The following is a 24,267-nucleotide window of genomic DNA, read 5'->3' as shown; positions in this document are numbered from 1 at the left end:
AGCCGTGTCTAAAGAAAAATTTGAACGTACAAAACCGCACGTCAACGTTGGTACTATCGGCCACGTTGACCACGGTAAAACTACCCTGACTGCTGCAATCACTACCGTTCTGGCAAAAACCTACGGCGGTGCTGCTCGTGCTTTCGACCAGATCGATAACGCACCAGAAGAAAAAGCTCGTGGTATCACCATCAACACTTCCCACGTTGAATATGACACCCCGACTCGCCACTACGCACACGTAGACTGCCCGGGCCACGCCGACTATGTTAAAAACATGATCACCGGTGCTGCGCAGATGGACGGCGCGATCCTGGTTGTTGCTGCGACTGACGGCCCTATGCCTCAGACCCGTGAGCACATCCTGCTGGGTCGTCAGGTAGGCGTTCCTTTCATCATCGTGTTCCTGAACAAATGCGACATGGTTGATGACGAAGAGCTGCTGGAACTGGTTGAGATGGAAGTTCGTGAACTCCTGTCCCAGTACGACTTCCCGGGCGACGATACCCCAATCGTTCGCGGTTCCGCGCTGAAAGCGCTGGAAGGCGAAGCAGAGTGGGAAGAGAAAATCATCGAACTGGCTGGCTACCTGGATTCCTACATCCCGGAACCAGAGCGTGCGATTGACAAGCCGTTCCTGCTGCCTATCGAAGACGTATTCTCCATCTCCGGTCGTGGTACCGTTGTTACCGGTCGTGTAGAGCGCGGTATCGTTAAAGTTGGCGAAGAAGTTGAAATCGTTGGTATCAAAGAGACTGCCAAGTCTACCTGTACCGGCGTTGAAATGTTCCGCAAACTGCTGGACGAAGGCCGTGCCGGTGAGAACGTTGGTGTTCTGCTGCGTGGTATCAAACGTGAAGAAATCGAACGTGGTCAGGTTCTGGCTAAGCCAGGCTCCATCAAGCCGCACACCAAGTTCGAATCTGAAGTGTACATCCTGTCCAAAGACGAAGGCGGCCGTCATACTCCGTTCTTCAAAGGCTACCGTCCACAGTTCTACTTCCGTACTACTGACGTGACCGGTACCATCGAACTGCCAGAAGGCGTTGAGATGGTAATGCCAGGCGACAACATCAAAATGGTTGTTACCCTGATCCACCCAATCGCAATGGACGATGGTCTGCGCTTCGCAATCCGCGAAGGCGGCCGTACCGTTGGCGCGGGTGTTGTTGCTAAAGTTCTGGGCTAATTAATTATCCCTGAATTAAAAAGGACGCTTCGGCGTCCTTTTTTGTTGTCTGGCGCTTCTCCCTGTCATAAATTTTCGCATTTTTTGTTGGCCCCCGCCCCGTATCTGCGCGCTTGTGCTATTGTAATCATAATTATTCTCACTTACACTTTGCGCATATTTTGAACGGGAGTGGTTATGTACGTTTGTTTATGTAATGGTGTGAGTGATAAAAAAATTCGTCAGGCCGTTCGCCAGTTTCAACCACAATCTTTTCAGCAGCTGCGTAAGTTTGTTCCAGTGGGAAATCAATGCGGTAAGTGCGTTCGCGCTGCCCGTGAGATCATGCAGGACGAACTGATGCAGATCCCGGAATTCAAAGAGATTGCCTGAGGCTCGTTCTTTTTTTTGACATCCCTGTAGCCCCATCTACGCTTCAATAAGTGGAAGCGGAGGGACTATAATGAAAGGTGATATTAAAATCATAAGTTATCTCAATAAATTATTGGGAAATGAGCTTGTCGCAATCAATCAATACTTTCTCCACGCGAGAATGTTCAAAAACTGGGGCCTGACTCGCCTCAACGATGTTGAATACCATGAATCCATTGATGAAATGAAACACGCCGATAAGTACATTGAGCGTATTTTGTTTCTTGAGGGGATCCCCAACCTGCAGGATCTCGGCAAGCTGGGTATCGGTGAAGACGTCGAAGAGATGCTGCGATCCGATCTGGCGCTGGAACTTGATGGAGCAAAAGATCTTCGTGAAGCTATCGCTTATGCGGATAGCGTTCACGATTACGTCAGCCGCGACATGATGATTCAGATCCTGGCCGATGAAGAAGGGCACATCGACTGGCTCGAAACTGAGCTGGATCTTATCGGTAAAATCGGCCTGCAAAATTACCTCCAGTCGCAGATTAAAGTGGAAAGCTGACCAGGCTTTCTCCACCTGTCATCAAACCTGCTGCCGCCATGAAAGGTCCAAAAGGCAGCGGGTTTTTTAATACCTGTTCCCCGGGTTTAAACAGAGATAGTATCAAAAGATACAGTGTCGCCAGCAGGGCTGCCGATAATGCCAGAGCAGGAAGCACACACCAGCCATGCCATGCGCCCAGCGCTCCCAGATATTTCACGTCACCGTATCCCAGCCCTTCTCGTTTGCGTATCAGTTTATAAGCCCAATAAATAATCGCGAAGCCGGCATATCCCGCGATCGCACCTAAGACTGCACTTGTCAGGAAATCGGGATGAAGACAGAGGTGATACAGCAGACCTGCCCAGAGAAGGGGACAGAGGTATTTGTCCGGAAGCAGATGCGAACGAATATCCTCTCGGACTAATAAACAGGTTAAACCCAGGTAGACAAACAGGAAGGGGAGGGTAGTGAGCATCGTTCATGGCCTCTATATAATGTGTGCGGTCATACTCCACTCAATCCGTAAGGTTAAACAAACCGCAAAACAAAACTCTGCGTAAAGCCTTCCCGACTATCGGCATGCCGCCGCAATATCACGAAATAATTACGAGCCGCCACGCAAAACTGAACAGTGCCGTCTATTTCCTAAACGGGGCTTGCGTCCTGCCCAGATTTACGTATAATGCGCGGGCTTGTCGTAATTGACAGCTGGTTCAATCTGAACCCGGGCAACACTGTTTTTCGTTGCCTAACAATGCTCCCAATTGGGGGGCTACGTAAGAACGGTTACACTCTCCCATCAATCGTAATGGGTTTGAGTAGTAATCATTTTCGTTTATAAAATAATTGGAGCTCTGGTCTCATGCAGAACCAAAGAATCCGTATCCGTCTTAAAGCGTTTGATCATCGTCTGATCGATCAATCAACCGCGGAAATCGTCGAGACTGCTAAGCGCACTGGTGCGCAAGTCCGTGGTCCGATCCCGCTGCCGACCCGCAAAGAGCGCTTTACCGTTCTGATCTCTCCGCACGTTAACAAAGACGCGCGTGATCAGTACGAAATCCGCACTCACAAGCGTCTGGTTGACATCGTTGAGCCAACCGAGAAAACCGTTGATGCTCTGATGCGTCTGGATCTGGCTGCCGGTGTAGACGTGCAGATCAGCCTGGGTTAATCAGGTCATCGAGCGATTGAGAGGTTGATACAATGATTGGTTTAGTCGGTAAAAAAGTGGGCATGACCCGCATCTTCACTGAAGATGGCGTATCTATCCCAGTAACCGTAATCGAAGTTGAAGCAAACCGCGTTACTCAGGTTAAAGACCTGGCTAACGATGGCTACCGTGCCGTTCAGGTTACCACTGGTGCTAAAAAAGCTAACCGTGTAACCAAACCGGAAGCGGGTCACTTCGCTAAAGCTGGCGTTGAAGCTGGCCGTGGTCTGTGGGAATTCCGTCTTGCTGAAGGCGAAGAGTTCACCGTAGGTCAGGACATTAGCGTTGAGCTGTTTGCAGAAGTTAAAAAAGTTGACGTAACCGGTACCTCTAAAGGTAAAGGTTTTGCTGGTACCGTTAAGCGTTGGAACTTCCGTACTCAGGATGCCACGCACGGTAACTCCTTGTCCCACCGCGTTCCGGGTTCTATCGGTCAGAACCAGACTCCGGGCAAAGTGTTCAAAGGCAAGAAAATGGCAGGTCAGCTGGGTAACGAACGTGTGACCGTTCAGAGCCTGGACGTAGTACGTGTTGACGCTGAGCGCAACCTGCTGCTGGTTAAAGGTGCAGTTCCGGGTGCAACCGGTAGCGACCTGATCGTTAAACCAGCTGTGAAGGCGTAAGGGGATAGCAATGGAATTAGTATTGAAAGACGCGCAGAGCGCGCTGACTGTTTCCGAAACTACCTTCGGTCGTGATTTCAACGAAGCGCTGGTTCACCAGGTTGTTGTTGCTTATGCAGCTGGTGCTCGTCAGGGTACTCGTGCTCAGAAGACTCGTGCTGAAGTAACTGGTTCCGGCAAAAAGCCGTGGCGCCAGAAAGGTACCGGCCGTGCGCGTTCAGGTTCTATCAAGAGCCCGATCTGGCGTTCCGGTGGCGTGACCTTCGCTGCTCGCCCGCAGGACCACAGTCAAAAAGTTAACAAAAAGATGTACCGCGGCGCGCTGAAAAGCATCCTGTCCGAGCTGGTACGTCAGGATCGTCTGATCGTTGTCGAATCTTTCTCTGTAGAAGCGCCTAAAACTAAGCTGCTGGCACAGAAACTGAAAGACATGGCTCTGGAAGATGTGCTGATCATCACCGGTGAGCTGGACGAGAACCTGTTCCTGGCCGCACGTAACCTGCACAAGGTTGACGTACGCGATGCGACTGGTATCGACCCGGTTAGCCTGATCGCCTTCGACAAAGTCGTAATGACTGCTGATGCTGTTAAGCAAGTTGAGGAGATGCTGGCATGATTCGTGAAGAACGTCTGCTGAAGGTGCTTCGTGCACCGCACGTTTCTGAAAAAGCGTCTGCTGCGATGGAAAAAACAAACACCATCGTTCTCAAAGTTGCTAAAGACGCGACCAAAGCAGAAATCAAAGCTGCTGTGCAGAAACTGTTTGAAGTCGAAGTCGAAGTCGTTAACACCCTGGTAGTTAAAGGGAAAGTTAAACGTCACGGACAGCGTATCGGTCGTCGTAGCGACTGGAAAAAAGCTTACGTCACCCTGAAAGAAGGCCAGAACCTGGACTTCGTTGGCGGCGCTGAGTAAGTCGGAGGAGTAATACAATGGCAGTTGTTAAATGTAAACCGACATCTCCGGGTCGTCGCCACGTCGTTAAAGTGGTCAACCCAGAGCTGCACAAGGGCAAACCTTTTGCTCCGCTGGTTGAAAAAAACAGCAAATCCGGTGGTCGTAACAACAATGGCCGTATCACCACTCGTCACATCGGTGGTGGTCACAAGCAGGCTTACCGTATTGTTGACTTTAAACGCAACAAAGACGGTATCCCAGCTGTTGTTGAGCGTCTTGAGTACGATCCGAACCGTTCCGCGAACATCGCGCTGGTTCTGTACAAAGATGGCGAGCGCCGTTACATTCTGGCCCCTAAAGGCCTGAAAGCTGGCGACCAGATTCAGTCTGGCGTTGATGCTGCAATCAAAGCAGGTAACACCCTGCCGATGCGCAATATCCCGGTTGGTTCTACCGTTCATAACGTAGAAATGAAACCAGGTAAAGGCGGTCAGCTGGCACGTTCCGCTGGTACTTACGTTCAGATCGTTGCGCGCGATGGTGCTTATGTCACTCTGCGTCTGCGTTCTGGTGAAATGCGTAAAGTCGAAGCAGACTGCCGCGCTACTCTGGGCGAAGTTGGCAATGCTGAGCATATGCTGCGCGTTCTGGGTAAAGCAGGTGCTGCACGCTGGCGTGGTGTTCGTCCTACCGTTCGCGGTACTGCGATGAACCCAGTCGACCACCCACATGGTGGTGGTGAAGGTCGTAACTTTGGTAAGCACCCGGTAACTCCGTGGGGCGTTCAGACCAAAGGTAAGAAGACCCGCAGCAACAAGCGTACTGATAAATTTATCGTACGTCGCCGTAGCAAATAATATTAGAGGATAAACCATGCCACGTTCTCTCAAGAAAGGTCCTTTTATTGACCTGCACTTGCTGAAGAAGGTAGAGAAAGCGGTGGAAAGCGGAGACAAGAAGCCCCTGCGCACTTGGTCCCGTCGTTCAACGATCTTTCCTAACATGATCGGTTTGACCATCGCTGTCCATAATGGTCGTCAGCACGTTCCAGTCTTTGTTTCCGACGAAATGGTCGGTCACAAACTGGGTGAATTCGCACCGACTCGTACTTATCGCGGCCATGCTGCTGATAAAAAAGCGAAGAAGAAATAAGGTAGGAGGAAGAGATGGAAACTTTAGCTCAACATCGCCATGCTCGTTCTTCTGCTCAGAAGGTTCGCCTTGTTGCTGACCTGATTCGCGGTAAGAAAGTGTCGCAGGCCCTGGACATCCTGACCTATACCAACAAGAAAGCTGCGGTATTGGTTAAGAAGGTACTGGAATCTGCCATTGCTAACGCTGAACACAACGATGGCGCTGACATTGACGATCTGAAAGTCGCGAAAATCTTCGTAGACGAAGGCCCAAGCATGAAGCGCATTATGCCGCGTGCGAAAGGTCGTGCAGATCGCATCCTGAAGCGCACCAGCCACATTACTGTGGTTGTGTCCGATCGCTGAGACTCTGGAGACTAGCAATGGGTCAGAAAGTACATCCTAATGGTATTCGCCTGGGTATTGTAAAACCATGGAACTCAACCTGGTTTGCGAACACCAAAGAATTCGCTGACAACCTGGACAGCGATTTTAAAGTACGTCAGTACCTGACTAAGGAACTGGCTAAAGCGTCTGTATCTCGTATCGTTATCGAGCGTCCAGCTAAGAGCATCCGTGTGACCATTCACACCGCTCGCCCTGGCATCGTAATCGGTAAGAAAGGCGAAGACGTAGAAAAACTGCGCAAGGTCGTAGCGGATATCGCTGGCGTTCCTGCACAGATCAATATCGCTGAAGTTCGTAAGCCTGAACTGGACGCTAAATTGGTTGCTGACAGCATCACTTCACAGCTGGAACGTCGCGTTATGTTCCGTCGTGCTATGAAGCGTGCTGTACAGAACGCAATGCGTCTGGGCGCTAAAGGTATCAAAGTTGAAGTTAGCGGCCGTCTGGGCGGCGCGGAAATCGCACGTACCGAATGGTACCGCGAAGGTCGCGTACCGCTGCACACTCTGCGTGCTGACATCGACTACAACACCTCTGAAGCGCACACCACTTACGGTGTAATCGGCGTTAAGGTATGGATCTTCAAAGGTGAGATCCTGGGTGGTATGGCTGCTGTTGAACAACCGGAAAAACCGGCTGCTCAACCTAAAAAGCAGCAGCGTAAAGGCCGTAAATAAGGAGCGTCGCTGATGTTACAACCAAAGCGTACAAAATTCCGTAAAGTGCACAAAGGCCGCAACCGTGGTCTGGCGCAGGGTACGGATGTTAGCTTCGGCACTTTCGGTCTGAAAGCTGTTGGCCGTGGTCGTCTGACTGCACGTCAGATCGAAGCAGCACGTCGTGCTATGACCCGTGCAGTTAAGCGTCAAGGTAAAATTTGGATCCGTGTATTCCCGGACAAACCAATTACCGAGAAGCCGCTGGAAGTTCGTATGGGTAAAGGTAAAGGTAACGTGGAGTACTGGGTTGCCTTGATCCAACCGGGCAAAGTCCTGTATGAAATGGACGGTGTTCCGGAAGAGCTGGCCCGTGAAGCCTTCGGCCTGGCAGCAGCGAAACTGCCTATCAAAACCACCTTTGTAACTAAGACGGTGATGTAATGAAAGCAAATGAGCTGCGTGAAAAAAGCGTAGAAGAGCTGAACGCTGAGCTGCTGAACCTGCTGCGTGAGCAGTTCAACCTGCGTATGCAGGCTGCAAGTGGCCAGCTGCAACAGACTCACCTGCTGAAGCAGGTTCGTCGTGATGTTGCACGCGTTAAGACTTTACTGACTCAGAAGGCGGGTGCGTAATGACCGATAAAATCCGTACTCTGCAAGGTCGTGTTGTTAGCGACAAAATGGAGAAATCCATCGTTGTAGCTATCGAACGTATTGTGAAACACCCGATCTACGGTAAATTCATCAAGCGTACGACCAAACTGCACGTACATGACGAGAACAACGAATGTGGTATCGGCGACAAGGTTGAAATCCGTGAATGCCGTCCACTGTCCAAGACTAAGTCCTGGACGCTGGTTCGCGTTGTAGAGAAAGCGGTTCTGTAATAGAGTAGCCTTCTCGATACGAATAAACGGCTCAGCAATGAGCCGTTTATTTTTTCTACCCATATTGCAGAAGCGGTGTTATAATGCCGCGCCCTCGATATGGGGCTTTTTAACGGCTCTGATTTTAGAGTCTCAGGTAGTAGTTGACATTAGCGGAGCACTGAAATGATCCAAGAACAGACTATGCTGAACGTCGCCGACAACTCCGGTGCACGTCGCGTAATGTGTATCAAGGTTCTGGGTGGCTCGCACCGTCGCTACGCAGGCGTAGGCGACATCATCAAGATCACCATCAAGGAAGCAATTCCACGTGGTAAGGTCAAAAAAGGTGATGTGCTGAAAGCGGTAGTGGTGCGCACCAGGAAGGGTGTTCGTCGCCCTGACGGTTCTGTCATTCGCTTCGATGGTAATGCATGCGTTATTTTAAACAATAACAGCGAGCAGCCTATCGGCACGCGTATCTTTGGGCCGGTAACTCGTGAACTTCGTACTGAAAAGTTCATGAAAATTATCTCTCTGGCACCAGAAGTACTCTAAGGAGCGAATCATGGCAGCGAAAATCCGTCGTGATGACGAAGTTATCGTGTTAACCGGTAAAGATAAAGGTAAACGCGGTAAAGTAAAAAATGTTCTGTCTTCCGGCAAACTCGTCGTTGAAGGTATCAACCTGGTTAAGAAACATCAGAAGCCGGTTCCGGCCCTGAACCAGCCAGGCGGCATCGTTGAAAAAGAAGCTGCAATTCAGGTTTCTAACGTTGCAATCTTCAATGCGGCAACCGGCAAGGCTGACCGTGTAGGCTTTAGATTCGAAGACGGCAAAAAAGTCCGTTTCTTCAAGTCTAACAGCGAAACTATCAAGTAATTTGGAGTAGTACGATGGCGAAACTGCATGATTACTACAAAGACGAAGTAGTTAACAAACTCATGACTGAGTTTAACTACAATTCTGTCATGCAAGTCCCTCGGGTCGAGAAGATCACCCTGAACATGGGTGTTGGTGAAGCGATCGCTGACAAGAAACTGCTGGATAACGCAGCAGCTGATCTGACAGCAATCTCCGGTCAAAAACCGCTGATCACCAAAGCACGCAAATCTGTTGCAGGCTTCAAAATCCGTCAGGGCTATCCGATCGGCTGTAAAGTAACTCTGCGTGGCGAACGCATGTGGGAGTTCCTTGAGCGCCTGATCTCTATTGCTGTTCCACGTATCCGTGACTTCCGTGGCCTGTCCGCTAAGTCTTTCGACGGTCGTGGCAACTACAGCATGGGTGTCCGTGAGCAGATCATCTTCCCAGAGATCGACTACGATAAAGTCGACCGCGTGCGTGGTTTGGATATTACCATTACCACTACTGCGAACTCTGACGAAGAAGGCCGCGCTCTGCTGGCTGCGTTTGACTTCCCGTTCCGCAAGTAAGGTAGGGTTACTGAATGGCTAAGCAATCAATGAAAGCACGCGAAGTAAAGCGCGTAGCTTTAGCTGATAAATTCTTCGCTAAACGCGCTGAACTGAAAGCGATCATTTCTGATGTGAACGCTTCCGACGAAGATCGTTGGAATGCTGTTCTCAAGCTGCAGTCTCTGCCGCGTGATTCCAGCCCGTCTCGTCAGCGTAACCGCTGTCGTCAAACAGGTCGTCCACATGGTTTCGTGGGCAAGTTCGGGTTGAGCCGTATCAAACTGCGTGAAGCCGCCATGCGCGGTGAAGTACCAGGCTTGAAAAAGGCTAGCTGGTAATTACCAATTGAATCACGGGAGTAAAGACAGATGAGCATGCAAGATCCGATCGCGGATATGCTGACCCGTATCCGTAACGGTCAGGCCGCGAACAAAGTTGCGGTCACCATGCCTTCCGCCAAGCTGAAAGTGGCAATTGCCAACGTGCTGAAGGAAGAAGGTTTTATCGAAGATTTTAAAGTTGAAGGCGACACCAAGCCGGAACTGGAACTTACTCTTAAGTATTTCCAGGGTAAAGCTGTTGTAGAAAGCATTCAGCGTGTCAGCCGCCCAGGCCTGCGCATCTATAAGAAAAAAGATGAGCTGCCAAAAGTTATGGCCGGCATGGGTATCGCAGTTGTTTCTACCTCTAAAGGTGTTATGACTGATCGTGCAGCGCGCCAAGCTGGTCTTGGTGGCGAAATTATCTGCTACGTAGCCTAATCGGAGGAAAAAATGTCTCGTGTTGCTAAAGCACCGGTCGTTATTCCTGCCGGCGTTGATGTAAAAATCGACGGTCAGGTTATTACGATCAAAGGTAAAAATGGCGAGCTGACTCGTACCCTCAACGATGCTGTTGAAGTTAATCATGCAGACAATGCTCTGACCTTCGGCCCACGTACTGGTTACGTTGATGGCTGGGCTCAGGCTGGTACCGCGCGTGCCCTGCTGAACTCAATGGTTGTTGGTGTTACCGAAGGCTTCACTAAAAAGCTTCAGCTGGTTGGTGTAGGTTATCGTGCAGCGATCAAAGGGAATGCAGTAGGCCTGTCTCTGGGCTTCTCACACCCTGTTGAGCATCCGCTGCCGGCCGGTATCACTGCAGAATGCCCGACTCAGACTGAAATCGTGCTGAAAGGCGCTGATAAACAGCTGATCGGTCAGGTTGCAGCAGATCTGCGCGCCTACCGTCGTCCTGAGCCTTACAAAGGCAAGGGTGTTCGTTACGCCGACGAAGTCGTGCGTACCAAAGAGGCTAAGAAGAAGTAAGGTAACACTATGGATAAGAAATCTGCTCGTATCCGTCGTGCGACCCGCGCACGCCGCAAGCTCAAAGAGCTGGGTGCAACTCGCCTGGTGGTACATCGTACCCCGCGTCATATTTACGCACAGGTAATTGCACCAAACGGTTCTGAAGTTCTGGTAGCTGCTTCTACTGTAGAAAAAGCTATTACTGAACAATTGAAGTACACCGGTAACAAAGACGCCGCTGCAGCTGTAGGTAAAGCTGTTGCTGAACGCGCTCTGGAAAAAGGCATCACAGTTGTGTCCTTTGACCGTTCCGGGTTCCAATATCATGGTCGCGTCCAGGCACTGGCAGATGCTGCCCGTGAAGCTGGCCTTCAGTTCTAAGGTAGAGGTGTAAGATGGCTCACATCGAAAAACAGGCTGGCGAACTGCAGGAAAAGCTGATCGCGGTTAACCGCGTATCTAAAACCGTTAAAGGTGGTCGTATTTTCTCCTTCACAGCTCTGACTGTTGTTGGTGATGGTAATGGCCGCGTTGGTTTTGGTTACGGTAAAGCGCGTGAAGTTCCAGCAGCGATCCAGAAAGCGATGGAAAAAGCCCGTCGCAATATGATTAACGTCGCGCTGAACCACGGCACCCTGCAGCACCCAGTTAAGGGTACTCACACGGGTTCTCGTGTCTTCATGCAGCCAGCTTCCGAAGGTACCGGTATCATCGCCGGTGGTGCAATGCGCGCCGTTCTGGAAGTTGCTGGAGTTCATAACGTTCTGGCTAAAGCATATGGTTCCACCAACCCGATTAACGTGGTTCGTGCAACTATTGATGGCCTGGAAAATATGAAATCTCCAGAAATGGTCGCTGCCAAGCGTGGTAAATCCGTTGAAGAAATTCTGGGGTAATTGACCATGGCAAAGACTATTAAAATTACACAAACCCGCAGTGCAATCGGACGTCTGCCGAAACACAAGGCAACGCTGCTTGGCCTGGGTCTGCGTCGTATTGGTCATACCGTTGAGCGCGAGGATACTCCTGCTGTTCGTGGTATGGTCAACGCGGTTTACTTCATGGTTAAAGTTGAGGAGTAAGAGATGCGTTTAAATACTCTGTCTCCGGCCGAAGGCTCTAAAAAGGCGGGTAAACGCCTGGGTCGTGGTATCGGTTCTGGCCTCGGCAAAACCGGTGGTCGTGGTCACAAAGGTCAGAACTCTCGTTCTGGCGGTGGCGTACGTCGCGGTTTCGAGGGTGGCCAGATGCCACTGTACCGTCGTCTGCCGAAGTTCGGCTTCACCTCTCGCAAATCAGCGATCACAGCCGAAGTTCGTCTGTCTGACCTGGCGAAAGTTGAAGGCGGCGTTGTAGACCTGAACACGCTGAAAGCAGCAAACATTATCGGTATCCAGATCGAGTTCGCGAAAGTGATCCTGGCTGGTGAAGTTTCTACTCCGGTAACTGTTCGTGGCCTGCGTGTTACTAAAGGTGCTCGTGCTGCTATCGAAGCTGCTGGCGGTAAAATCGAGGAATAAGTAGCAGATGGCTAAACAACCGGGATTAGATTTTCAAAGTGCCAAAGGTGGCTTAGGCGAGCTGAAACGCAGACTGTTGTTTGTAATCGGTGCGCTTATTGTGTTCCGTATTGGCTCTTTTATTCCGATCCCTGGTATTGATGCCGCTGTACTTGCCAAACTGCTTGAGCAACAGCGTGGCACCATCATTGAAATGTTTAACATGTTCTCTGGTGGTGCTCTCAGCCGTGCTTCAATCTTTGCATTGGGTATCATGCCGTACATTTCGGCATCGATCATTATCCAGCTGCTGACGGTCGTTCATCCGACCCTGGCAGAGCTGAAGAAAGAAGGGGAGTCTGGTCGTCGTAAGATCAGCCAGTACACCCGTTACGGCACTCTGGTGCTGGCAATATTCCAGTCGATCGGTATTGCTACCGGTCTACCGAATATGCCTGGTATGCAGGGCCTGGTTATTAACCCAGGCTTTGCATTCTATTTCACCGCTGTTGTAAGTCTGGTCTCAGGAACCATGTTCCTGATGTGGCTCGGCGAACAAATTACTGAACGTGGTATCGGTAACGGTATTTCGATCATTATTTTCGCTGGTATCGTTGCGGGACTCCCGCCAGCCATTGCCCATACTATCGAGCAAGCGCGTCAAGGCGACCTGCACTTCCTCCTGTTGCTGTTGGTTGCAGTATTAGTATTTGCAGTGACGTTCTTTGTTATCTTCGTTGAACGTGGTCAACGCCGTATTGTGGTAAACTACGCAAAACGTCAGCAAGGTCGTCGTGTCTATGCTGCACAGAGCACACATTTACCGCTGAAAGTGAATATGGCAGGGGTAATCCCGGCAATCTTCGCTTCCAGTATTATTCTGTTCCCGGCGACCATCGCGTCATGGTTCGGGGGCGGGACTGGTTGGAACTGGCTGACAACAATTTCGCTGTATTTGCAGCCTGGGCAACCACTTTATGTGTTACTCTATGCGTCTGCGATCATCTTCTTCTGTTTCTTCTACACGGCGTTGGTCTTCAACCCGCGTGAAACAGCAGATAACCTGAAGAAGTCCGGTGCATTTGTACCAGGAATTCGTCCGGGAGAGCAAACGGCGAAGTATATCGATAAAGTAATGACTCGCCTGACTTTGGTTGGTGCGCTTTATATTACTTTTATCTGCCTGATCCCGGAGTTCATGCGTGATGCAATGAAAGTACCGTTCTACTTTGGTGGGACTTCACTGCTTATCGTTGTTGTCGTGATTATGGACTTTATGGCTCAAGTGCAAACTCTGATGATGTCAAGTCAGTACGAGTCTGCATTGAAGAAGGCGAACCTGAAAGGCTACGGCCGCTAACAGGGCGCCCGAGAAGTTACGGAGAGTAAAAATGAAAGTTCGTGCTTCCGTCAAGAAATTATGCCGTAACTGCAAAATCGTTAAGCGTGATGGTGTCATCCGTGTGATTTGCAGTGCCGAGCCGAAGCATAAACAGCGCCAAGGCTGATTATTTCGCATATTTTTCTTGCAAAGTTGGGTTGAGCTGGCTAGATTAGCCAGCCAATCTTTTGTATGTCTGTACGTTTCCATTTGAGTATCCTGAAAACGGGCTTTTCAGCATGGTGCGTACATATTAAATAGTAGGAGTGCATAGTGGCCCGTATAGCAGGCATTAACATTCCTGATCAGAAACATGCTGTGATCGCATTAACTTCGATCTACGGCGTCGGCAAGACCCGTTCCAAAGCCATTCTGGCTGCAGCGGGTATCGCTGAAGATGTTAAGATCAGTGAGCTGTCTGAAGAACAAATCGACACGCTGCGTGACGAAGTTGCCAAATTTGTCGTTGAAGGTGATCTGCGCCGTGAAGTTAGCATGAGCATCAAGCGCCTTATGGATCTTGGTTGCTATCGCGGTTTGCGTCATCGTCGTGGTCTCCCGGTTCGCGGCCAGCGTACCAAGACCAACGCACGTACCCGTAAGGGTCCGCGCAAACCGATCAAGAAATAATCGGGGTGATTGAATAATGGCAAAGGCACCAGTTCGTGCACGTAAGCGTGTAAGAAAACAAGTCTCTGACGGCGTGGCTCATATCCATGCTTCTTTCAACAACACCATCGTTACTATTACTGATCGTCAGGGTAACGCACTGGGTTGGGCAACAGCCGGTGGTTCCGGTTTCCGTGGTTCACGCAAATCAACTCCGTTCGCAGCTCAGGTTGCAGCAGAGCGTTGCGCTGAAGCCGTAAAAGAATACGGCATCAAGAATCTGGAAGTTATGGTAAAAGGTCCGGGTCCGGGTCGCGAATCTACTGTTCGTGCTCTGAACGCCGCTGGTTTCCGCATCACTAATATTACTGATGTGACTCCGATCCCTCATAACGGTTGTCGTCCGCCGAAAAAACGTCGCGTATAACGCGTTCGTTTTCTAGGATTGTTGGAGATAGAAAATGGCAAGATATTTGGGTCCTAAGCTCAAGCTGAGCCGTCGTGAGGGCACCGACTTATTCCTTAAGTCTGGCGTTCGCGCGATCGATACCAAGTGTAAAATTGAACAAGCTCCTGGCCAGCACGGTGCGCGTAAACCGCGTCTGTCTGACTATGGTGTGCAGTTGCGTGAAAAGCAGAAAGTTCGCCGTATGTACGGTGTGCTGGAGCGTCAGTTCCGTAACTACTATAAAGAAGCAGCACGTCTGAAAGGCAACACCGGTGAAAACCTGTTGGCTCTGCTGGAAGGTCGTCTGGACAACGTTGTATACCGTATGGGCTTTGGCGCCACTCGTGCTGAAGCACGTCAGATGGTTAGCCATAAAGCAATCATGGTAAACGGTCGTGTTGTTAACATCGCTTCTTATCAGGTTAAAGCGAATGACGTTGTTAGCATTCGTGAGAAAGCGAAAAAGCAATCTCGCGTGAAAGCCGCTCTGGAGCTGGCTGAGCAGCGTGAAAAGCCAACCTGGCTGGAAGTTGATGCTGGCAAGATGGAAGGTACGTTCAAGCGTCAGCCGGAACGTTCTGATCTGTCTGCGGACATTAACGAACACCTGATCGTCGAGCTTTACTCCAAGTAAAGCTTAGTACCAAAGAGAGGACACAATGCAGGGTTCTGTGACAGAGTTTCTAAAACCGCGCCTGGTAGATATCGAGCAAGTGAGTTCGACGCACGCCAAGGTGACCCTTGAGCCTTTAGAGCGTGGCTTTGGCCATACTCTGGGTAACGCACTGCGCCGTATTCTGCTCTCATCGATGCCGGGTTGCGCGGTGACCGAGGTTGAGATTGATGGTGTACTTCATGAGTACAGCACCAAAGAAGGCGTTCAGGAAGATATCCTTGAAATCCTGCTCAACCTGAAAGGGCTGGCGGTGAGAGTTCAGGGTAAAGATGAAGTTATTCTTACTCTGAATAAATCTGGCATTGGCCCTGTGACTGCAGCCGATATCACCCACGACGGTGATGTCGAAATCGTCAAGCCGCAGCACGTGATCTGCCACCTGACCGATGAGAACGCAGCTATTAGCATGCGTATCAAAGTTCAGCGCGGTCGTGGTTATGTGCCGGCTTCTGCCCGAATTCATTCGGAAGAAGATGAGCGCCCAATCGGCCGTCTGCTGGTCGACGCATGCTACAGCCCTGTAGAGCGTATTGCCTACAATGTTGAAGCAGCGCGTGTAGAACAGCGTACCGACCTGGACAAGCTGGTCATCGAAATGGAAACCAACGGCACAATCGATCCTGAAGAGGCGATTCGTCGTGCGGCAACCATCCTGGCAGAACAACTGGAAGCTTTCGTTGACTTACGTGATGTACGTCAGCCGGAAGTGAAAGAAGAGAAACCAGAATTCGATCCGATCCTGCTGCGCCCTGTTGACGATCTGGAATTGACTGTCCGCTCTGCTAACTGCCTCAAGGCAGAAGCTATCCACTATATCGGTGATCTGGTACAGCGTACCGAGGTTGAGTTGCTGAAAACGCCGAACCTGGGTAAAAAATCTCTTACCGAGATTAAAGACGTGCTGGCTTCACGTGGTCTGTCTCTGGGCATGCGCCTGGAAAACTGGCCACCGGCAAGCATTGCTGACGAGTAACCGGATCACAGGTTAAGGTTTTACTGAGAAGGATAAGGTCATGCGCCATCGTAAGAGTGGTCGTCAACTGAACCGCAACAGCAGCCATCGCCAGGCTATGTTCCGCAACATGGCAGGTTCACTGGTTCGTCATGAAATCATCAAGACGACCCTGCCTAAAGCGAAAGAGCTGCGTCGCGTAGTTGAGCCGCTGATTACTCTTGCCAAGACTGACAGCGTTGCTAATCGTCGTCTGGCATTCGCCCGTACTCGTGATAACGAGATCGTGGCAAAACTGTTTAACGAACTGGGCCCGCGTTTCGCGAGCCGTGCCGGTGGTTACACTCGTATTCTGAAGTGTGGCTTCCGTGCAGGCGACAACGCGCCGATGGCTTACATCGAGCTGGTTGATCGTTCAGAGAAAGCAGAAGCTGCTGCAGAGTAATCTGTAGTAACGTAAAAAAACCCGCCCCGGCGGGTTTTTTTATATCTGCTGGATCCCCACTTTCCTAAAATAGTTATATTCTTTCCATTCTCTGCGGAGTTTTGCTATGTGGTTACTCGACCAGTGGGCAGAACGACACATTCTTGATGCCCAACGCCAGGGCGAATTTGATAACCTGCCCGGAAGTGGCCAACCGCTGATACTGGACGATGATTCACATGTTCCTCCTGAACTGCGGGCAGGCTATCGGATGTTGAAAAATGCAGGTTGCCTGCCACCAGAGCTTGAGCAGCGTAAAGAGGCGGTTGAGCTTACCCAATTACTCAATACGGTCAGTCAGGGCTCTGCCGAGCACATGGTGTACAGCCGTCGTCTCACGCTTCTCGAGCTTAAGCTTCGACAGGCGGGCGTGAGTACAGAATTCCTGCACGGCGACTACGCTGATTGGTTAGCGCAAAAAATGAGTGAGGACTAATGATGTATCGTATTGGTGAAATTGCGAAGCTGGCTGACGTCACGCCTGACACCATTCGTTATTACGAAAAGCAGCAGATGATGGAGCATGAGGTACGCACTGAAGGGGGCTTTCGGCTGTATACCGATAAGGATCTTCAGCGTCTGAAATTTATTCGCCATGCCCGACAGCTGGGATTTACCTTGGAATCGATCCGCGAGCTGTTGTCGATCCGCATCGATCCTGAACATCATACCTGCCAGGAATCAAAAAGCATTGTGCAGGCGAGGCTGAGTGAAGTCGAAGCGCGCATTGAAGAGTTACAAACGATGCGTCTGTCTCTGCAGCGGCTGAATGATGCCTGTTGTGGCACTGCGCACAGCAGCGTTTACTGCTCCATCCTTGAAACACTTGAACAAGGTGCAAATGGAGGAGCGCACGGCTGTTGATTTTATTGCCAACGACTTCTACACTTGCGTCGATTTACATTATACCGGAGAAATTATGAGCCATTATCAGCACAAGAAAGGTCAAATCAACGATAACGCTATCGAAGCATTATTACATGATCCCTTATTCAGGCAGCGGATTGAGAAGAATAAGAAAGGGAAAGGAAGTTATCTGCGTAAAACTAAACATGCAAAACGGGGTAACTGGGAGGCCAGTGGCAAGCAAGCAAATCGCTTTCTTACCACTGGCCTTCTTGCTTTCAGAGTCTTACAAAGTGCGGTTGGTCTGCGCTTTCAGTAAGTCACGAATTTCAGTCAGCAACACTTCTTCTTTCGATGGAGCTGCAGGCGCAGCCGGTTCTTCTTTTTTCTTACGGTTCAATCTGTTGATGAGCTTAATAGCCATGAAGATGGCGAAAGCAACAATCACAAAATCAAATACGTTCTGAATAAACACGCCGTAGTGCATGACTACCGCAGGTATATCACCCTGGGCTTCACGCAGGGTTATGGCGAATTGTTTGAAATCAATCCCGCCAATCAATAGTCCGAGTGGGGGCATGATGATATCGGCAACCAGTGATGAAACGATCTTACCAAACGCTGCACCAATAATTACACCCACAGCCAAATCCACTACATTTCCGCGCATCGCAAATTCGCGAAACTCTTTAATAAAACTCATTATGTTCTCCTTGTGCCAGCTGACAGATACAAGTTTAACAAATCATTAGCGGATTGCCATTGAAGAGAGACATGCGTCACAGAAATATAACCCTTACATATTATTGGGTTAAAAAGAAAAGGTGCTGATAACAGCACCTTTCTGGTATTACAGGAAGAAAGGACTTGGCTGGAACAGGCGTTCGACGTCGGTAATAAACTTTTTATCAGTCAGGAACATGATGACGTGATCGCCCTGCTCGATACGCAGATTGTCATTGGCGATCATTACATCATTACCCCGCACTACCGCACCAATGATAGTACCCGGCGGGAGCTTAATCTCGTCAATCGTTCGTCCAACAACGCGGGACGTGCTCTCATCGCCATGAGCCACGGCTTCGATAGCCTCCGCAACTCCACGACGCAGGGAAGACACCCCCACGATATCCGCTTTACGTACATGGCTCAGCAGGGCAGAAATGGTGGCCTGTTGTGGGGAAATCGCAATATCGATAACGCTTCCCTGCACCAAATCGACATAGGCTTTGCGCTGGATGAGCACCATAACCTTCTTTGCACCCATCCGTTTTGCCAGCATCGCTGACATGATGTTGGCTTCGTCGTCGTTGGTGACCGCAATGAAAAGATCGACTTGATCGATATGTTCTTCGGCAAGCAGCTCCTGATCCGACGCATCACCATAGAAAACGATCGTATTCTGCAGTTTTTCTGCCAGCTCAGAAGCACGCTGCTGATCGCGTTCGATCAATTTTACGCTGTAATCTTTTTCCAGCTGGCGAGCCAGACCAGCACCGATATTACCGCCCCCGACCAGCATGATCCGTTTATAGGGTTTCTCCAGTCGCTGAAGCTCACTCATCACTGCACGAATATGCTGCGATGCGGCAATAAAGAAGACTTCATCCCCGGCTTCGACAATGGTAGAGCCTTGCGGTCGGATAGGGCGGTCATGACGGAAAATCGCGGCAACACGGGTATCGATGTGCGGCATATGTTCGCGCATGGTGGAGAGCGCGTTACCAATTAATGGGCCCCCGTAATAGGCTTTCACCACCGCAAGGCTGACTTTGCCTTCCGCAAAATTCACCACCTGCAGCGCACCCGGGTATTCGATAAGCCGGTAGATACTGTCGATAACCAGCTGTTCTGGCGCGATCAAATGATCGATAGGAACCGCATCGGAATTGAACAACTTATCGGCGTCACGCACGTAATCCGGGGAACGGATGCGCGCGATGCGGTTCGGAGTGTTGAATAGCGAATAGGCGACCTGACAGGCAACCATATTGGTTTCATCTGAACTGGTAACAGCAACCAGCATGTCGGCATCATCAGCACCGGCTTCACGTAACACCCGCGGATGAGAGCCATGCCCCTGAACCACGCGCAGATCGAATTTATCCTGCAGGCCGCGCAGACGATCGCCATTGGTATCAACGATAGTGATGTCGTTATTCTCACCGACCAGGTTTTCTGCCAACGTTCCGCCCACCTGTCCCGCGCCCAGAATGATTATCTTCATATCTTGTGACCCGTTATCAACATCACTCTTTGATTAGCTTAGCGTAAAAGAAGCCGTCGCCTTCTTCTGCCCCAGGCAGGTTTTGTTTGCCGGGCTGCTCTGGTGTACCGGTCAGATGCAGACGGGCATCAGGCGTACGCTTCAGGAACGCCGCGATCTGCTGACAGTTTTCCTCTGGCAGTACGGAACAGGTAGCATAAACCAGCGTGCCACCTGTTTTCAGATGTGGCCAGATGGCGTCCAGGATCTCTGACTGCAGCTGCGCCAGCTCATTGATATCCCGGTCACGGCGTAACCATTTAATATCCGGATGACGGCGGATCACTCCGGTAGCGGAACAAGGCGCATCCAGTAAAATACGGTCGAACTGCTCATCTGCGCACCACTGAGCAGGCGTCCGTCCGTCGCCCTGCTTAACCTCGGCCTTCATGCCCAGACGTTTGAGATTCTCATAAACACGGGAAAGACGCTGTTCGTCAACGTCGACAGCCATAACGCTTGCCTGCGGTGCGACTTCAAGGATATGCGTGGTCTTGCCGCCTGGCGCGGCGCACAGATCGAGAATACGCTCGCCATTTTGCGGTTCAAGCCAGGTCATACAACCCTGGGCGGAGGCATCCTGAACGGTAACCCAGCCTTGTTCAAATCCAGGAAGAGCATGCACCGGCGCCGGTGCGGCCAGACGAACCGCATCGCTATAATCCGGATGCGGGAATCCGCTCATCCCGGCTTCTTCCAGCAGTGCCAACCAGGCATCGCGAGAGTGGTGGTTGCGGTTCACGCGTAGCCACATTGGCGGCCGCTGGTTATTGGCCTCAATCAGCGTTTCCCACTGCTGCGGATAGGCTTTTTGCAGACGCTTTAATAACCAGTCAGGATGCAGGAAGCGTTTTTCCGAGCGGGCAAATTCAGCCAGCAACTCATCCTGTTGGCGCTGGAACTGACGTAACACGCCGTTAACCAGTCCTTTAAGCTGCGGGCGCTTTACCGCAACCGCACCTTCTACTGTCTCGGCCAGTGCAGCATGAGGCGGAATACGGGTATGCAGTAACTGATAGAAACCGACCATGATCAGATAGTGAAGCACGCGCTGTTTACCCGCCATCGGGCGTGCCATCAGTTTGCCGATCAGCCACTCCAGCTGGGGCAGCGTGCGCAGGACGCCAAAGCACAACTCCTGAAGCAGTGCCTTGTCTTTATCGGAAACTTTTTGCTGGAACGGTGGCAGGACATTGCTCAGTGATTGGCCCTGTTCGACCACTTGCTCAATCGCCTGTGCTGCCAGGCTGCGTAAATTTTGTTTTTTCATAAGTGCAAAAATAAAAATGCCCGGAAACACCGGGCCTTAAATGGAGATGATCTCAGGCGAGACTATTGCCAGGCGTAAACCATTCACGGCGTGAGTTCAGAAGGTCCTGCGCGCTCATGGCTTTTTTACCTGCAGGTTGTAAGGATTCCAGATTCAGGATCCCTTCAACAGTTGCGACCTGAATGCCCTGCTTGCTGGCTTCAATAATCGTGCCGGGAGCGGCGTTTGCCTGTCCGGCAATTACGGAGGCCTGCCAGACTTTCACCGGCTGCCCGTCTATCTCCAGCCAGCTCATTGGCCAGGGATTAAATGCCCGGATGCAACGTTCAAGCTGAGCAGCGGAAAGTGACCAGTCGAGGCGAGCCTCTTCTTTGCTGAGCTTTTCGGCATAGGTCACCAGGGCTTCGTCCTGGACTTCAGGCTGAGTACGGTTATCTGCCAGCTGTTGCAGCGTCTCAATTAGACCTTTTGGCCCAAGCTCCGCCAGTTTGTCATACAGCGTAGCGCTGGTGTCTTCGGCAGTAATCGGGCAAGACAGCTTATAAAGCATGTCGCCGGTATCCAGACCCACGTCCATCTGCATGATCGTCACACCTGTATCGGCATCCCCTGCCCACAACGAACGTTGTATTGGTGCCGCACCGCGCCAGCGCGGAAGCAGTGAGCCGTGGACATTAATGCAACCCAGGCGCGGCATATCCAGCACCGCTTTTGGCAGGATGAGGCCATATGCCACAACCACCATGACATCCGCATTTAAATCAGCGACCAGCTGCTGGTTTTCCTGCGGCCGTAACGAAGCAGGCTGAAACACCGGTAAGCCGTGTTCTTCTGCCAGCACCTTAACCGGGCTCGGCATCAATTTTTTACCGCGGCCTGCCGGGCGATCGGGCTGAGTAAAAACGCCAACAACCTGATGGCCAGACGACAACAGCGCGTCCAGATGACGCGCTGCGAAGTCAGGTGTTCCTGCGAAGATGATACGTAGTGATGTAGACACGTTATTCCTTGTATCCGGGGTCACGTTATGCGCGAGCGCGCATGCGATCCAGTTTCTCTACTTTCTGACGAATGCGTTGCTGTTTCAGTGGAGAGAGATAATCGATAAACAGTTTACCAACCAGATGATCCATCTCGTGCTGAATGCAGATGGCCAGCAGATCGTCCGCTTCCAGTTCGAATGGCTTACCGTCGCGATCGAGCGCGCGGATTTTGACTTTCTCTGCACGAGGAACCAGCGCTCTCTGCTCAGGAATAGAGAGGCAGCCTTCTTCGATACCGGTTTCGCCGCTTTTTTCCAGTAATTCCGGGTTAATTAATACCAAGCGTCCTTCACGGTTTTCGGAGACATCAATCACGATGATGCGCTGATGAATATCAACCTGCGTAGCCGCAAGACCGATGCCTTCTTCGGCATACATTGTATCGAACATATCATCGACGATACGTTGAATTTCTGCATTCACTTCTTTAACCGGCTCGGCGACTTTGCGAAGGCGCTCGTCCGGGATATGTAACACTTGCAAAACTGCCATATTTTTCCAGAGTCGTGTTCAGGAGTTGATAAGAATATACCCTCTATTCTAGACAAAACCCCCTCTGATTGACAGCATCAGTGACCAATCGCAAAGATTGCTATAGCGGCTTGTGGCAGGGGAAAGGATGACATCCACAGAGATATGGTTACGCCTCATAAGCATTGGGGATTTGTACGGCGATAAGATGGTGGCAATAGCGCAGCAGCTGCAGCGCGAGATCCATATTGACGACGCTGTGCTGGCAGGAATGGGGCTGACTCAAAAGCAAAAGACGCGGTTTTTTTCATTTTCGCCGCGTGAAATTGAGCGCAGCATGCAGTGGTTGGCTGAGCCGGGTCATCATCTGATATGTGCAGATAGCGTCCTGTACCCAGCCCAGCTACGCGCAATTGCGGACTATCCGGGTGCACTTTTCGTCAGGGGGAACGTGCAGGCGCTATCGAGCCTGCAGCTGGCTGTCGTTGGCAGTCGTTCCCACTCCTGGTACGGGGAGCGCTGGGGAACGATTCTTTGCGAACAGCTAGCCCAGGCGGGCCTGACGATTACCAGTGGTCTGGCATGCGGGATTGATGGAGTCGCGCATCGTGCCGCACTCACCGTTAAGGGGAAAAGCGTGGCGGTTTTGGGGAATGGCTTATCAGAGGTCTATCCACGCCGGCATACTTCGCTGGCCACGCGCCTTGTTGACAGCGGTGGCGCCGTAGTGTCGGAGTTTCCCCTTGCTACATCCCCCTGGCCCGGTAACTTCCCCCGGCGCAATCGCATCATTAGCGGCCTCAGTCAGGGGGTATTCGTCATAGAAGCCCAGATAAGAAGCGGTTCACTCGTTACCGCGAAATGCGCACTTGAACAGGGACGTGAAGTCTTTGCGCTGCCGGGCGCGATAGGAAATCCCGGATGTGAAGGTCCTCACTGGCTAATAAAACAAGGCGCCACGCCAGTGACGGAGGCAGCCGATATTCTGGAAAGTTTGCGACATGGCTTTAACTGGCTGCCTGAGGATCCCGAAAACTGGCTTTATTCATCAGATCAGGACCAGGTAGCATTGCCATTTCCTGAGCTCCTGGCTAACGTAGGAGATGAGGTAACACCTGTTGACGTTGTCGCTGAACGTGCCGGCCAACCTGTGCCAGTAACGGTAGCACAGCTACTCGAACTGGAGTTAGCAGGATGGATCGCAGCTGTACCCGGCGGCTATGTCCGATTAAGGAGGGCAAGCCATGTTCGACGTACTCATGTATTTGTTTGAGACTTACATCCATAACGAAGCTGAAGCACGCGTGGATCAGGACAAACTTACACGCGATCTTACCGATGCAGGTTTCGAACGGGAAGATATTTACAACGCGTTAATATGGCTGGAAAAATTGGCTGATTATCAGGAAGGCCTTGCCGAACCGATGCAGTTGATTTCCGACCCGCTGTCTGTACGCATCTATACGGCTGAAGAGTGTGAAAGGCTGGATGCCAGTTGCCGGGGATTTATCTTATTCCTTGAGCAGATTCAGGTGCTGAACCTCGAAACGCGAGAAATGGTGATAGAGCGTGTCATGGCGCTGGATACGGCAGAATTTGAGCTGGAAGATCTGAAATGGGTCATCCTGATGGTTCTGTTCAACATTCCAGGCTGTGAAAATGCCTATCAGCAAATGGAAGAATTACTCTTTGAAGTGAATGAAGGTATGCTGCATTAATTCACGAT

Annotated in this window: 42 protein-coding genes; 36 read left to right on the top strand and 6 right to left on the bottom strand. The window is 51.0% G+C overall.

Annotated features, from left to right (window positions below; genetic code table 11):
- Positions 1 to 4: 4 nt before the first annotated feature.
- The 3 genes from tuf (at position 5) to bfr (ending at position 2,108) form a co-directional block, all read left to right on the top strand.
- Positions 5 to 1,189, top strand: coding sequence for an elongation factor Tu (tuf, locus tag GNG27_RS21325; RefSeq protein WP_142487332.1), 1,185 nt, complete (start codon positions 5 to 7; stop codon positions 1,187 to 1,189).
- Between the two features lie 177 nt (positions 1,190 to 1,366).
- Positions 1,367 to 1,561, top strand: a complete 195-nt coding sequence (gene bfd / locus GNG27_RS21320; RefSeq protein WP_003863268.1) for a bacterioferritin-associated ferredoxin — start codon at positions 1,367 to 1,369, stop codon at positions 1,559 to 1,561.
- Between the two features lie 70 nt (positions 1,562 to 1,631).
- Positions 1,632 to 2,108 (top strand): bacterioferritin, encoded by a 477-nt coding sequence (gene bfr, locus GNG27_RS21315; protein ID WP_142487331.1) that lies wholly within the window; start codon positions 1,632 to 1,634, stop codon positions 2,106 to 2,108.
- Here the strand turns inward: bfr and GNG27_RS21310 are convergent.
- Positions 2,092 to 2,565 (bottom strand): A24 family peptidase, encoded by a 474-nt coding sequence (locus GNG27_RS21310; protein WP_156264760.1) that lies wholly within the window; start codon positions 2,563 to 2,565, stop codon positions 2,092 to 2,094. The two genes, bfr and GNG27_RS21310, sit on opposite strands and share 17 nt — an antisense overlap.
- A 387-nt stretch (positions 2,566 to 2,952) precedes the next feature.
- On the opposite strand from GNG27_RS21310, the gene rpsJ reads away from it, so the two are divergent.
- The 31 genes from rpsJ to GNG27_RS21155 all read left to right on the top strand — a co-directional run bounded on the left by rpsJ (position 2,953) and on the right by GNG27_RS21155 (position 17,810).
- Positions 2,953 to 3,264: a 30S ribosomal protein S10 gene (gene rpsJ, locus GNG27_RS21305; RefSeq protein ID WP_001181005.1), complete on the top strand. Its 312-nt coding sequence runs from the start codon at positions 2,953 to 2,955 to the stop codon at positions 3,262 to 3,264.
- Between the two features lie 32 nt (positions 3,265 to 3,296).
- Positions 3,297 to 3,926 carry a 50S ribosomal protein L3 gene (rplC, locus tag GNG27_RS21300; protein WP_016538466.1) on the top strand — a complete coding sequence of 210 codons (630 nt, stop codon included), beginning with the start codon at positions 3,297 to 3,299 and terminating at the stop codon, positions 3,924 to 3,926.
- A 10-nt stretch (positions 3,927 to 3,936) separates the two neighbouring features.
- Positions 3,937 to 4,542 carry a 50S ribosomal protein L4 gene (rplD, locus tag GNG27_RS21295; RefSeq protein WP_003031119.1) on the top strand — a complete coding sequence of 202 codons (606 nt, stop codon included), beginning with the start codon at positions 3,937 to 3,939 and terminating at the stop codon, positions 4,540 to 4,542.
- Complete coding sequence (gene rplW / locus GNG27_RS21290; protein WP_004868363.1) at positions 4,539 to 4,841, top strand: 50S ribosomal protein L23; 303 nt, start codon at positions 4,539 to 4,541, stop codon at positions 4,839 to 4,841. The genes rplD and rplW overlap by 4 nt, the downstream gene beginning before the upstream one ends.
- Before the next feature lie 17 nt (positions 4,842 to 4,858).
- Positions 4,859 to 5,680: a 50S ribosomal protein L2 gene (gene rplB, locus GNG27_RS21285; protein ID WP_000301869.1), complete on the top strand. Its 822-nt coding sequence runs from the start codon at positions 4,859 to 4,861 to the stop codon at positions 5,678 to 5,680.
- Positions 5,681 to 5,696: 16 nt separating this feature from the next.
- Positions 5,697 to 5,975 carry a 30S ribosomal protein S19 gene (gene rpsS / locus GNG27_RS21280; protein WP_001138115.1) on the top strand — a complete coding sequence of 93 codons (279 nt, stop codon included), beginning with the start codon at positions 5,697 to 5,699 and terminating at the stop codon, positions 5,973 to 5,975.
- A gap of 14 nt (positions 5,976 to 5,989) precedes the next feature.
- A complete protein-coding gene (rplV, locus tag GNG27_RS21275; RefSeq protein ID WP_002919773.1) occupies positions 5,990 to 6,322 on the top strand; it encodes a 50S ribosomal protein L22 in 333 nt (110 codons plus the stop codon).
- Between the two features lie 17 nt (positions 6,323 to 6,339).
- Positions 6,340 to 7,041, top strand: coding sequence for a 30S ribosomal protein S3 (gene rpsC, locus GNG27_RS21270; RefSeq protein WP_000529945.1), 702 nt, complete (start codon positions 6,340 to 6,342; stop codon positions 7,039 to 7,041).
- Between the two features lie 12 nt (positions 7,042 to 7,053).
- Entirely contained in the window at positions 7,054 to 7,464 is a 411-nt protein-coding gene (gene rplP, locus GNG27_RS21265) for a 50S ribosomal protein L16 (RefSeq protein WP_002919759.1), read from the top strand.
- A complete protein-coding gene (gene rpmC, locus GNG27_RS21260) occupies positions 7,464 to 7,655 on the top strand; it encodes a 50S ribosomal protein L29 (RefSeq protein WP_032614707.1) in 192 nt (63 codons plus the stop codon). Before rplP ends, rpmC begins: the two co-directional genes overlap by 1 nt.
- Positions 7,655 to 7,909, top strand: a complete 255-nt coding sequence (rpsQ, locus tag GNG27_RS21255) for a 30S ribosomal protein S17 (protein WP_008503489.1) — start codon at positions 7,655 to 7,657, stop codon at positions 7,907 to 7,909. The genes rpmC and rpsQ overlap by 1 nt, the downstream gene beginning before the upstream one ends.
- 165 nt (positions 7,910 to 8,074) lie before the next feature.
- On the top strand, positions 8,075 to 8,446 hold the full coding sequence (gene rplN / locus GNG27_RS21250) for a 50S ribosomal protein L14 (RefSeq protein ID WP_004160583.1): 372 nt from the start codon (positions 8,075 to 8,077) through the stop codon (positions 8,444 to 8,446).
- 10 nt (positions 8,447 to 8,456) lie between these two features.
- Positions 8,457 to 8,771, top strand: coding sequence for a 50S ribosomal protein L24 (gene rplX, locus GNG27_RS21245; protein ID WP_003863287.1), 315 nt, complete (start codon positions 8,457 to 8,459; stop codon positions 8,769 to 8,771).
- Between the two features lie 14 nt (positions 8,772 to 8,785).
- Positions 8,786 to 9,325, top strand: a complete 540-nt coding sequence (gene rplE / locus GNG27_RS21240) for a 50S ribosomal protein L5 (RefSeq protein ID WP_032614703.1) — start codon at positions 8,786 to 8,788, stop codon at positions 9,323 to 9,325.
- Positions 9,326 to 9,339: 14 nt separating this feature from the next.
- On the top strand, positions 9,340 to 9,645 hold the full coding sequence (gene rpsN, locus GNG27_RS21235) for a 30S ribosomal protein S14 (protein WP_032614701.1): 306 nt from the start codon (positions 9,340 to 9,342) through the stop codon (positions 9,643 to 9,645).
- 30 nt (positions 9,646 to 9,675) lie between these two features.
- Positions 9,676 to 10,068 (top strand): 30S ribosomal protein S8, encoded by a 393-nt coding sequence (gene rpsH / locus GNG27_RS21230; RefSeq protein ID WP_032614699.1) that lies wholly within the window; start codon positions 9,676 to 9,678, stop codon positions 10,066 to 10,068.
- A gap of 12 nt (positions 10,069 to 10,080) precedes the next feature.
- Positions 10,081 to 10,614 carry a 50S ribosomal protein L6 gene (gene rplF / locus GNG27_RS21225; RefSeq protein WP_142487329.1) on the top strand — a complete coding sequence of 178 codons (534 nt, stop codon included), beginning with the start codon at positions 10,081 to 10,083 and terminating at the stop codon, positions 10,612 to 10,614.
- 9 nt (positions 10,615 to 10,623) lie between these two features.
- Entirely contained in the window at positions 10,624 to 10,977 is a 354-nt protein-coding gene (rplR, locus tag GNG27_RS21220; protein ID WP_032614694.1) for a 50S ribosomal protein L18, read from the top strand.
- A gap of 14 nt (positions 10,978 to 10,991) precedes the next feature.
- The gene (rpsE, locus tag GNG27_RS21215; protein WP_007369821.1) at positions 10,992 to 11,492 is read left to right on the top strand and encodes a 30S ribosomal protein S5; all 501 of its coding nucleotides are present in this window, start codon (positions 10,992 to 10,994) and stop codon (positions 11,490 to 11,492) included.
- Positions 11,493 to 11,498: 6 nt separating this feature from the next.
- Positions 11,499 to 11,678, top strand: a complete 180-nt coding sequence (gene rpmD, locus GNG27_RS21210; protein WP_003863301.1) for a 50S ribosomal protein L30 — start codon at positions 11,499 to 11,501, stop codon at positions 11,676 to 11,678.
- Positions 11,679 to 11,681: 3 nt separating this feature from the next.
- Complete coding sequence (gene rplO, locus GNG27_RS21205) at positions 11,682 to 12,116, top strand: 50S ribosomal protein L15 (protein ID WP_032614692.1); 435 nt, start codon at positions 11,682 to 11,684, stop codon at positions 12,114 to 12,116.
- 7 nt (positions 12,117 to 12,123) lie between these two features.
- Entirely contained in the window at positions 12,124 to 13,455 is a 1,332-nt protein-coding gene (gene secY / locus GNG27_RS21200) for a preprotein translocase subunit SecY (RefSeq protein WP_039032064.1), read from the top strand.
- A gap of 31 nt (positions 13,456 to 13,486) precedes the next feature.
- Positions 13,487 to 13,603, top strand: a complete 117-nt coding sequence (gene rpmJ, locus GNG27_RS21195; protein ID WP_000868187.1) for a 50S ribosomal protein L36 — start codon at positions 13,487 to 13,489, stop codon at positions 13,601 to 13,603.
- Between the two features lie 146 nt (positions 13,604 to 13,749).
- Entirely contained in the window at positions 13,750 to 14,106 is a 357-nt protein-coding gene (rpsM, locus tag GNG27_RS21190) for a 30S ribosomal protein S13 (RefSeq protein ID WP_003031135.1), read from the top strand.
- Positions 14,107 to 14,122: 16 nt separating this feature from the next.
- Complete coding sequence (gene rpsK / locus GNG27_RS21185; protein WP_003863312.1) at positions 14,123 to 14,512, top strand: 30S ribosomal protein S11; 390 nt, start codon at positions 14,123 to 14,125, stop codon at positions 14,510 to 14,512.
- Positions 14,513 to 14,546: 34 nt separating this feature from the next.
- The gene (gene rpsD, locus GNG27_RS21180; RefSeq protein ID WP_032614687.1) at positions 14,547 to 15,167 is read left to right on the top strand and encodes a 30S ribosomal protein S4; all 621 of its coding nucleotides are present in this window, start codon (positions 14,547 to 14,549) and stop codon (positions 15,165 to 15,167) included.
- 25 nt (positions 15,168 to 15,192) lie between these two features.
- Positions 15,193 to 16,182 carry a DNA-directed RNA polymerase subunit alpha gene (gene rpoA, locus GNG27_RS21175; protein WP_002919219.1) on the top strand — a complete coding sequence of 330 codons (990 nt, stop codon included), beginning with the start codon at positions 15,193 to 15,195 and terminating at the stop codon, positions 16,180 to 16,182.
- Positions 16,183 to 16,222: 40 nt separating this feature from the next.
- Positions 16,223 to 16,606, top strand: a complete 384-nt coding sequence (gene rplQ, locus GNG27_RS21170; RefSeq protein WP_001216368.1) for a 50S ribosomal protein L17 — start codon at positions 16,223 to 16,225, stop codon at positions 16,604 to 16,606.
- 106 nt (positions 16,607 to 16,712) lie between these two features.
- Positions 16,713 to 17,081: a DUF1992 domain-containing protein gene (locus tag GNG27_RS21165; protein ID WP_156264759.1), complete on the top strand. Its 369-nt coding sequence runs from the start codon at positions 16,713 to 16,715 to the stop codon at positions 17,079 to 17,081.
- Positions 17,082 to 17,083: 2 nt separating this feature from the next.
- Positions 17,084 to 17,509, top strand: a complete 426-nt coding sequence (gene zntR / locus GNG27_RS21160; protein WP_142487327.1) for a Zn(2+)-responsive transcriptional regulator — start codon at positions 17,084 to 17,086, stop codon at positions 17,507 to 17,509.
- 55 nt (positions 17,510 to 17,564) lie between these two features.
- The gene (locus GNG27_RS21155; protein WP_142490029.1) at positions 17,565 to 17,810 is read left to right on the top strand and encodes an alternative ribosome-rescue factor A; all 246 of its coding nucleotides are present in this window, start codon (positions 17,565 to 17,567) and stop codon (positions 17,808 to 17,810) included.
- Here the strand turns inward: GNG27_RS21155 and mscL are convergent.
- From mscL to def, 5 genes are all read right to left on the bottom strand, one after another.
- Entirely contained in the window at positions 17,778 to 18,194 is a 417-nt protein-coding gene (mscL, locus tag GNG27_RS21150) for a large-conductance mechanosensitive channel protein MscL (RefSeq protein ID WP_142487326.1), read from the bottom strand. The two genes, GNG27_RS21155 and mscL, sit on opposite strands and share 33 nt — an antisense overlap.
- Positions 18,195 to 18,341: 147 nt before the next feature.
- Positions 18,342 to 19,718: a Trk system potassium transporter TrkA gene (gene trkA / locus GNG27_RS21145; RefSeq protein ID WP_142487325.1), complete on the bottom strand. Its 1,377-nt coding sequence runs from the start codon at positions 19,716 to 19,718 to the stop codon at positions 18,342 to 18,344.
- 22 nt (positions 19,719 to 19,740) lie between these two features.
- Positions 19,741 to 21,027 carry a 16S rRNA (cytosine(967)-C(5))-methyltransferase RsmB gene (gene rsmB, locus GNG27_RS21140; protein ID WP_156264758.1) on the bottom strand — a complete coding sequence of 429 codons (1,287 nt, stop codon included), beginning with the start codon at positions 21,025 to 21,027 and terminating at the stop codon, positions 19,741 to 19,743.
- Between the two features lie 52 nt (positions 21,028 to 21,079).
- Positions 21,080 to 22,027, bottom strand: a complete 948-nt coding sequence (gene fmt / locus GNG27_RS21135) for a methionyl-tRNA formyltransferase (RefSeq protein WP_156264757.1) — start codon at positions 22,025 to 22,027, stop codon at positions 21,080 to 21,082.
- A gap of 25 nt (positions 22,028 to 22,052) precedes the next feature.
- Positions 22,053 to 22,562 (bottom strand): peptide deformylase, encoded by a 510-nt coding sequence (gene def / locus GNG27_RS21130; RefSeq protein ID WP_142487322.1) that lies wholly within the window; start codon positions 22,560 to 22,562, stop codon positions 22,053 to 22,055.
- 127 nt (positions 22,563 to 22,689) lie between these two features.
- Between def and dprA the strand changes: the two genes are divergently transcribed.
- Together dprA and smg are read left to right on the top strand one after the other, a co-directional pair.
- Positions 22,690 to 23,814 carry a DNA-protecting protein DprA gene (dprA, locus tag GNG27_RS21125; RefSeq protein WP_142487321.1) on the top strand — a complete coding sequence of 375 codons (1,125 nt, stop codon included), beginning with the start codon at positions 22,690 to 22,692 and terminating at the stop codon, positions 23,812 to 23,814.
- Positions 23,786 to 24,259 (top strand): DUF494 family protein Smg, encoded by a 474-nt coding sequence (gene smg / locus GNG27_RS21120; RefSeq protein ID WP_142487320.1) that lies wholly within the window; start codon positions 23,786 to 23,788, stop codon positions 24,257 to 24,259. The genes dprA and smg overlap by 29 nt, the downstream gene beginning before the upstream one ends.
- The last annotated feature ends 8 nt before the right edge of the window (positions 24,260 to 24,267 follow it).

This window comes from Leclercia sp. 119287 (genome assembly GCF_009734485.1).
GTDB classification, from domain to species: domain Bacteria; phylum Pseudomonadota; class Gammaproteobacteria; order Enterobacterales; family Enterobacteriaceae; genus Enterobacter; species Enterobacter adecarboxylatus_C.
This window is presented reverse-complemented; position numbering and strand designations above follow the sequence as displayed.

Bases quoted from the DNA above. Each gene is read 5' to 3' on its own strand.
- bfd (WP_003863268.1), top strand. From the start codon at position 1,367: ATGTACGTTTGTTTATGTAATGGTGTGAGTGATAAAAAAATTCGTCAG.
- bfr (WP_142487331.1), top strand. From the start codon at position 1,632: ATGAAAGGTGATATTAAAATCATAAGTTATCTCAATAAATTATTGGGA.
- GNG27_RS21310 (WP_156264760.1), bottom strand. From the start codon at position 2,565: ATGCTCACTACCCTCCCCTTCCTGTTTGTCTACCTGGGTTTAACCTGT.
- rpsJ (WP_001181005.1), top strand. From the start codon at position 2,953: ATGCAGAACCAAAGAATCCGTATCCGTCTTAAAGCGTTTGATCATCGT.
- rplC (WP_016538466.1), top strand. From the start codon at position 3,297: ATGATTGGTTTAGTCGGTAAAAAAGTGGGCATGACCCGCATCTTCACT.
- rplD (WP_003031119.1), top strand. From the start codon at position 3,937: ATGGAATTAGTATTGAAAGACGCGCAGAGCGCGCTGACTGTTTCCGAA.
- rplW (WP_004868363.1), top strand. From the start codon at position 4,539: ATGATTCGTGAAGAACGTCTGCTGAAGGTGCTTCGTGCACCGCACGTT.
- rplB (WP_000301869.1), top strand. From the start codon at position 4,859: ATGGCAGTTGTTAAATGTAAACCGACATCTCCGGGTCGTCGCCACGTC.
- rpsS (WP_001138115.1), top strand. From the start codon at position 5,697: ATGCCACGTTCTCTCAAGAAAGGTCCTTTTATTGACCTGCACTTGCTG.
- rplV (WP_002919773.1), top strand. From the start codon at position 5,990: ATGGAAACTTTAGCTCAACATCGCCATGCTCGTTCTTCTGCTCAGAAG.
- rpsC (WP_000529945.1), top strand. From the start codon at position 6,340: ATGGGTCAGAAAGTACATCCTAATGGTATTCGCCTGGGTATTGTAAAA.
- rplP (WP_002919759.1), top strand. From the start codon at position 7,054: ATGTTACAACCAAAGCGTACAAAATTCCGTAAAGTGCACAAAGGCCGC.
- rpmC (WP_032614707.1), top strand. From the start codon at position 7,464: ATGAAAGCAAATGAGCTGCGTGAAAAAAGCGTAGAAGAGCTGAACGCT.
- rpsQ (WP_008503489.1), top strand. From the start codon at position 7,655: ATGACCGATAAAATCCGTACTCTGCAAGGTCGTGTTGTTAGCGACAAA.
- rplN (WP_004160583.1), top strand. From the start codon at position 8,075: ATGATCCAAGAACAGACTATGCTGAACGTCGCCGACAACTCCGGTGCA.
- rplX (WP_003863287.1), top strand. From the start codon at position 8,457: ATGGCAGCGAAAATCCGTCGTGATGACGAAGTTATCGTGTTAACCGGT.
- rplE (WP_032614703.1), top strand. From the start codon at position 8,786: ATGGCGAAACTGCATGATTACTACAAAGACGAAGTAGTTAACAAACTC.
- rpsN (WP_032614701.1), top strand. From the start codon at position 9,340: ATGGCTAAGCAATCAATGAAAGCACGCGAAGTAAAGCGCGTAGCTTTA.
- rpsH (WP_032614699.1), top strand. From the start codon at position 9,676: ATGAGCATGCAAGATCCGATCGCGGATATGCTGACCCGTATCCGTAAC.
- rplF (WP_142487329.1), top strand. From the start codon at position 10,081: ATGTCTCGTGTTGCTAAAGCACCGGTCGTTATTCCTGCCGGCGTTGAT.
- rplR (WP_032614694.1), top strand. From the start codon at position 10,624: ATGGATAAGAAATCTGCTCGTATCCGTCGTGCGACCCGCGCACGCCGC.
- rpsE (WP_007369821.1), top strand. From the start codon at position 10,992: ATGGCTCACATCGAAAAACAGGCTGGCGAACTGCAGGAAAAGCTGATC.
- rpmD (WP_003863301.1), top strand. From the start codon at position 11,499: ATGGCAAAGACTATTAAAATTACACAAACCCGCAGTGCAATCGGACGT.
- rplO (WP_032614692.1), top strand. From the start codon at position 11,682: ATGCGTTTAAATACTCTGTCTCCGGCCGAAGGCTCTAAAAAGGCGGGT.
- secY (WP_039032064.1), top strand. From the start codon at position 12,124: ATGGCTAAACAACCGGGATTAGATTTTCAAAGTGCCAAAGGTGGCTTA.
- rpmJ (WP_000868187.1), top strand. From the start codon at position 13,487: ATGAAAGTTCGTGCTTCCGTCAAGAAATTATGCCGTAACTGCAAAATC.
- rpsK (WP_003863312.1), top strand. From the start codon at position 14,123: ATGGCAAAGGCACCAGTTCGTGCACGTAAGCGTGTAAGAAAACAAGTC.
- rpsD (WP_032614687.1), top strand. From the start codon at position 14,547: ATGGCAAGATATTTGGGTCCTAAGCTCAAGCTGAGCCGTCGTGAGGGC.
- rpoA (WP_002919219.1), top strand. From the start codon at position 15,193: ATGCAGGGTTCTGTGACAGAGTTTCTAAAACCGCGCCTGGTAGATATC.
- rplQ (WP_001216368.1), top strand. From the start codon at position 16,223: ATGCGCCATCGTAAGAGTGGTCGTCAACTGAACCGCAACAGCAGCCAT.
- GNG27_RS21165 (WP_156264759.1), top strand. From the start codon at position 16,713: ATGTGGTTACTCGACCAGTGGGCAGAACGACACATTCTTGATGCCCAA.
- zntR (WP_142487327.1), top strand. From the start codon at position 17,084: ATGTATCGTATTGGTGAAATTGCGAAGCTGGCTGACGTCACGCCTGAC.
- GNG27_RS21155 (WP_142490029.1), top strand. From the start codon at position 17,565: ATGAGCCATTATCAGCACAAGAAAGGTCAAATCAACGATAACGCTATC.
- mscL (WP_142487326.1), bottom strand. From the start codon at position 18,194: ATGAGTTTTATTAAAGAGTTTCGCGAATTTGCGATGCGCGGAAATGTA.
- trkA (WP_142487325.1), bottom strand. From the start codon at position 19,718: ATGAAGATAATCATTCTGGGCGCGGGACAGGTGGGCGGAACGTTGGCA.
- rsmB (WP_156264758.1), bottom strand. From the start codon at position 21,027: ATGAAAAAACAAAATTTACGCAGCCTGGCAGCACAGGCGATTGAGCAA.
- def (WP_142487322.1), bottom strand. From the start codon at position 22,562: ATGGCAGTTTTGCAAGTGTTACATATCCCGGACGAGCGCCTTCGCAAA.
- dprA (WP_142487321.1), top strand. From the start codon at position 22,690: ATGACATCCACAGAGATATGGTTACGCCTCATAAGCATTGGGGATTTG.
- smg (WP_142487320.1), top strand. From the start codon at position 23,786: ATGTTCGACGTACTCATGTATTTGTTTGAGACTTACATCCATAACGAA.